Here is a 4,825-nt window from a genome sequence, read left to right on the forward strand (position 1 = left end):
GCAGCCACTAACTCGGCTGGATTTCCTAGCTGAAACGGCCTACAAATAGTCGATCACACACAAGAAGCTGGCGACCACGGAGACCGCATTGGAGATCATAGGAAAAGCACACGCGATCTTGGTAGCAGATCTCCGAGAGCGCGGACACCGAGCAGCCACGCAAGAGGCACTGATGGGAGACTACACCGCACTCACCGCCGCGGGAGTGACCACCCGGGCCCGCCGCGGACCTGACCGGGGTCCCGCGGGCCACCGTGGCCCGTCGCACCGGCCGTGAGTACGGTGAGCGGGCCCGGGTGCTGGCAGTGCTCAACGGCGAGGAGTTCATCGACCAGCCCCCGGCCTCGGTCCACGCTGCCTAACACCCACTGGCCTCGAATGCCTTGACAACTTCCGCTCCGGCTATCAGCATCATCCGCGGCCGGCAACTGCACCGAAAGGACTGTTGAAACCGATTCTTAGAAGTTGAGGATCTGATAGCCCTCGACGACAAACTTACGGACACTGGCTTCGCCGTTGTTCTCATCAAGCAGTGCCCATCCTGCATCCTTGATGGGCTTGATGGGCTTGATGGGCTTGATGGGCTTGATGGGCTTGATGGCCCGGTGGGAGCGCGCGCAAAGATTACACGCTCCGATGACGTTGTCTTTAAGCTCTTCCAGGAGCGGATTCATCTTGTGGGAAGAGTCCGAGACCGCTGCCAAGCTTTCGACGCCGGACCCGTCGAACATCACGACGACCTCGTCACCGGCCCTTTTGAACTCCAGGGCGGTGCTGAGATCCCGGTAGACGCGTGCGTTCCCGGTCGACAGGAGGCGGGGCACGGGAATCCCGCGGCGGGTGTGACGTCGCAGTTGGAGATGTAGCGCAAGGCGGGGAAGAACACGACCGGGCGCGCCATGGTCATGGCGCTGAACCGGGTATCGGAGATCGCTGGGCTGCACTTGGGCGAGGTGGATGTGGCCGGGGTGCCCAAGCGGCGGTTGATCGCTCTGGCGAAGGAGGGCAGGAACGAGACGGCGACCAAGCTTGACCGGTTGCCGTACGAGAAGAAGATCGCCACACTGCTGGCCACGGTGCGCTGGCTGGAATCTAGCGCCACCGACGACGCGGTGACTCTCAGTTGGAAATGGCGGGTTTGTGACAGTTCATTTGGCGGTCCTGGACCTCATCCCACGGACCGCTTACTGTGCCATGCGGGGAAATCCCCGAGGCGACGTCATCAGGAACCGCCATTCCCAACTGTGAAAAAGCCGCCAGACTAAGTTAACAGTTGCAACCCACCGTCGCCGGCCGTTCCGTCTTGATAAAGGATCCTTTGCCGAGATGGCCGGCAGGTGATGCGTCCGCAGTCCGACGGATCCCACATCGGCCGGTGACCTCGAATGAAGGAGACAAGCGAGACATCCGCCGATATCGAGGGCGCTGCGGCCCTTAACGATCGGGCTAGGACGTCGCTGACCATCTGCCCGCATGCGGCGGCGCCATAGGTCCAGCCCATGCCCGTGGTGCCGCCGGCGGTTATCCGCACCGGAATCATGGTGGTGGACTCCCACGCGATCGTGCCGTCGGCTTCCGGTGCATCCGTCGATATGGTGAATACGCTCACGTCCACCGAGTCGACCATCGGATCGATCATTCGGGTCAGCCGGTCGGCGGCGCGGGCCGCGACGGCCATGATGGTCAGCGACGGGTTGGAACTGCCCTCGGTCGGCAGCACGCTGCCGTCGGTGATGTAGAGGTTGGGAACCGCGAAGCTTCGGCAGTCGCCGTCGACGACGCCGTGCCGTTCGTCCGCGCCCATCCTGGCGCCGCCCACAAGGTGGGCATAGCGGTCGATGGTGATGACCTCATCCGCCCCGGCCGCGTGCAGGATATCCTCCATTACCAATCGGGCGGCCCGCATCAGCGCCTTGTCGTTCTCGCACCGGGGATAGTTGAAGTGCGCGACCGGCAGCCCGTGCCGGTCCCACTCATCGGAAAGAATGACGCGGTTCTCCGGCAGCGGCAGGAATTCGCACAACGCGCCCAGCGATCATCCCGCAAACTCGGCCCTAACCCACCGGCAGTTGCGACACGACATCGAACCCCCTGCCGCTCACACGGCGCCTCTGCGGAGGTATGCGTACATGGTTTCGCGGCTGCTCCCGAACCGACGCGCGAGTGTTGTTTTCGGGACACCAGCGGCTGCCTTCTCACGCAATAAAGTTCCGCATGACCGTCGCCGGGGGCTTGACTGCGCGAACCGCGTTTAGGGAAGGAGTCCGACCACGGTATACGCCGCGTTTCTGTACAAGGGCAAGGCCTTCTCGCTGACGCTCCCCCATCAGGGACCGCTAAAACTTGGCGAACGCACCGATGAGGATGATAATTCCGAAGCGGGGGCGGCGAATGAAAAAGCCGTCGAGCGTCGGAAAGAAAAATGCATCCTTCTTGCACAGGAAGCTGAAGAGATGGGCCTGTCTGCCGCATACCTCTCTGTGAACCTTCATCTGGACTGGTGTTCCTTCTGGTCCTTGACCTTGCTGCTGACGTTATCCCCTCGGGGTGGCGATCTGCTGAGGTACTGATTACTCCTGACGGTAGAGCCGATAAGGGGATGGGCGGGAATCGGGCGGGAATCAGGCAGTGATCAGCCGACCGCGATCTCAGGTCTCCTTTTTGTGTGTGGATGTGGCGGTGCCTGCTATCGGCTCCGGCTTGACATACCCAAACACCTCGCCCTCCTGCAGTGCGTTGCGGTCGTTGCCGTAATTGGGCAGGCCGCCAGCCCGGCGCAGCAGGTCGGCGGTGTGCATGAGGTTCCAGCTCATGATGGTGGCGTTGCTGCGGGTGAACGCGCTGTCGAATCCCACAGGTTCTTGGCCGTCGCGGGGGTCACCGTAGGACGGGCCGGGGCCGACCTCGCCGATCCAGCNGTCGAATCCCACAGGTTCTTGGCCGTCGCGGGGGTCACCGTAGGACGGGCCGGGGCCGACCTCGCCGATCCAGCCAACGTCCGCCTGGGGCGGGATCGTCAGTCCGAGGTGCTGCAGGGCGAACAGTAACGACATGGAGGTGTGTTTGACGCCGTCCTCGTTGCCGGTGATTACCGCGCCGCCGACTTTGTTGTAGTAGACGGACTGACCGACCTGATTGAGCTGACCGGACATGGCGTAGAGGCGTTCGATGATCCGCCGACATACGGAGGACCCCTCACCCAACCAGAGGGGGGTTCCCAGGACGAGGATGTCGGCGGCCTGGACGCGGGGCCATAGCTCGGGCCACTCGTCGCTGTCCCACCCGTGCTCACGCATGTCAGGCTGCACCCCGGGGGCGATGTCGTGGTTGATCGCGTGCAGGCGGTCCACCTGCACGCCGGCGCCGGACATCAGGTGGTCGACCACGTCCAAGAGCCGGCCGGTGTGGGAACGGTTCGGGTCGGAGGTAAGGGAGCAATTGATGAGCAGGGCATTCAGGTTCTCGTAGCGGGGTGCATCCATGAGCGACTCCTTCGGAATGGGCCTGGCCGTGGGTGTCGGCCGGTGCCTCCTAGTCTGCCACCTCTGATCAGGGCTGTGGGTTTCACCGGAGCCGTGTTGTTACCGTCCGGCGGGGGAGCGAGCAGGGGGCCCACCCGGATGCCCGGAACTGTGTTCATTGCTTTTGCCGAACGGCTGCCCGCTGGCCCGAGTTTGCCTTGCCGTCGTGAACCTTCCGGTCGGCTTGGTCGGCCTGGTCTTGTCTGTGAATCGCAGCGGCATGTAACGCTGTTCTGTTAACGCTCGGTGGCGTGCTCCGCTCATCTTCGGCCGTCCAAGTAGGAATGTGGCCGATACCCCTCGTCTACTTCTAAATCGCGCTGGGACGCGATGGTCAAGGCCGTGCGCAACAGCGGCCGCCAGGGAGCCGTCGGCTACGCCATTTCGGCGGTGGATATCGCGCTGTGGGACCTCAAAGCCCGGTTGCTGGACCTGCCGCTGCACCGTCTGCTGGGGGCGGTTCGGGAGAGCGTGCCGGTCTATGGCAGCGGCGGCTTCACGACCTATTCGCCCGAAACAGTTGGCCCGGCAGATCGGCGGCTGGGCCAACGCTCAGCAGATCCCCCGGGTCAAGATCAAGATCGGCGAATCGGGCGCCGATCCAGGGCGCGACCTGTCCCGGATGCGCCAGGCGCGCCAGGTCATCGGCGATGACGTCGAACTCTTCGTCGATGCCAACGGCGCCTATAGCCGCAAACAAGCGATCCGGGTGCTGAACGCTGCCGCCGACCTGGACGTGCGGTGGGTCGAGGAACCCGTATCCTCCGACGATCTGGCGGGGCTGCGGGAGATCCGCGACGCAGTCTGCGCGGACGTGACGGCGGGGGAGTACGGCTTTGATCTGTACTATTTCCAGCGAATGCGCCGGGCGGAGGCGGTGGACTGCCTGCAGATCGACGCCTCCCGCTGCGGCGGCATCACCGAGTGGATCCGCGCCGCGGCCGTGGCCGCCTCCCACGGGCTGGAGGTTTCCGGTCGTTGCGGCCCGCATTTGCATGCACACGTCGCCGCCGCCACCCCTAACTAGCGGCACCTGGAATGGTTCCACGACCATGTACGGATTGAATCAACGTTCTTCGACGGCACCTTGGACCTGCAGGGAGGCGCGATCACCCCGGATGCATCGGCCCCGGGTAACGGCCTGACCCTGCGCAGCAGTGACACCGGGCAATTCCGGGTAAAGTAGAGGCCCACAATGAGGTTGGATCAAAAAATGCACAGAGCACCATCGGGACGCCAATTCGAGCTCCGCCACGGCGAGCAGGTTGGCGCCATCACCGAGGTAGGCGCCGGCCTGCGGTCCT

General features: G+C 63.8%; 6 protein-coding genes and 1 pseudogene. 3 read left to right on the forward strand and 4 right to left on the reverse strand.

Features of this window, described 5'->3' with window-relative positions; genetic code table 11:
* Window positions 1-458 precede the first annotated feature (458 nt).
* Window positions 459-824, reverse strand: coding sequence for a hypothetical protein (locus tag Y707_RS0103700; RefSeq protein ID WP_051441614.1), 366 nt, complete (start codon window positions 822-824; stop codon window positions 459-461).
* A gap of 75 nt (window positions 825-899) precedes the next feature.
* Here Y707_RS0103700 and Y707_RS31200 point away from each other — a divergent pair, with 75 nt between their 5' ends.
* Window positions 900-1,265 (forward strand): hypothetical protein, encoded by a 366-nt coding sequence (locus Y707_RS31200; RefSeq protein ID WP_051441615.1) that lies wholly within the window; start codon window positions 900-902, stop codon window positions 1,263-1,265.
* Here Y707_RS31200 and Y707_RS0103710 read toward each other — a convergent pair.
* From Y707_RS0103710 to Y707_RS0103720, 3 genes are all read right to left on the reverse strand, one after another.
* Entirely contained in the window at window positions 1,262-2,023 is a 762-nt protein-coding gene (locus tag Y707_RS0103710; protein ID WP_026534091.1) for a GMC family oxidoreductase, read from the reverse strand. The genes Y707_RS31200 and Y707_RS0103710 overlap by 4 nt on opposite strands.
* Before the next feature lie 313 nt (window positions 2,024-2,336).
* Window positions 2,337-2,492: a hypothetical protein gene (locus Y707_RS30450; RefSeq protein ID WP_155852691.1), complete on the reverse strand. Its 156-nt coding sequence runs from the start codon at window positions 2,490-2,492 to the stop codon at window positions 2,337-2,339.
* Between the two features lie 156 nt (window positions 2,493-2,648).
* Window positions 2,649-3,482: a flavodoxin family protein gene (locus Y707_RS0103720; RefSeq protein ID WP_026534092.1), complete on the reverse strand. Its 834-nt coding sequence runs from the start codon at window positions 3,480-3,482 to the stop codon at window positions 2,649-2,651.
* 369 nt (window positions 3,483-3,851) lie between these two features.
* Between Y707_RS0103720 and Y707_RS33400 the strand changes: the two are divergent.
* Window positions 3,852-3,917 (forward strand): annotated as a pseudogene (locus Y707_RS33400) (hypothetical protein); the annotation flags it as partial.
* 85 nt (window positions 3,918-4,002) lie between these two features.
* A complete protein-coding gene (locus tag Y707_RS32565) occupies window positions 4,003-4,548 on the forward strand; it encodes an enolase C-terminal domain-like protein (protein WP_253905043.1) in 546 nt (181 codons plus the stop codon).
* The last annotated feature ends 277 nt before the right edge of the window (window positions 4,549-4,825 follow it).

This window comes from Arthrobacter sp. H14, assembly GCF_000520495.1.
Lineage (GTDB): Bacteria > Actinomycetota > Actinomycetes > Actinomycetales > Micrococcaceae > Arthrobacter_C.

Bases quoted from the DNA above. Each gene is read 5' to 3' on its own strand.
- Y707_RS30450 (WP_155852691.1), bottom strand. From the start codon at position 2,492: ATGAAGGTTCACAGAGAGGTATGCGGCAGACAGGCCCATCTCTTCAGC.
- Y707_RS32565 (WP_253905043.1), top strand. From the start codon at position 4,003: ATGGCAGCGGCGGCTTCACGACCTATTCGCCCGAAACAGTTGGCCCGG.
- Y707_RS31200 (WP_051441615.1), top strand. From the start codon at position 900: ATGGTCATGGCGCTGAACCGGGTATCGGAGATCGCTGGGCTGCACTTG.